This window comes from Shewanella sp. SR44-3 (assembly GCF_014163735.1).
GTDB lineage: Bacteria > Pseudomonadota > Gammaproteobacteria > Enterobacterales > Shewanellaceae > Shewanella.
On record NZ_JACJDV010000148.1, the window covers coordinates 1 to 246 of the forward strand.

Genomic DNA, 246 nt, shown 5'->3' on the forward strand with positions numbered 1-246 from the left:
TTCAAAAATTAGAATATGCCAAGCTGATGGTCGAACAGGGTTACACCAACAAGCAAATTGAAGATATGTCAGGTGCAGGTAAATCTGCGGTGTCTAGATGGAAAGTACAGTATCAAGCTGAATTACAAACCGATCCCCAAAAGCGTTGAAAAACAGGCTCAGATACAATTAATAGAGCAAGCTTTCTCTGACTCACACTCGACGTATGGCAAACGAAGAATACAGGCTGAACTACTTGATTTAGAT

1 pseudogene is annotated in these 246 nt (G+C 40.2%); it reads left to right on the plus strand.

The annotated features are described in order from the left end of the window. A pseudogene (locus H5073_RS18165) lies at positions 1–246 on the plus strand (IS3 family transposase); the annotation flags it as partial.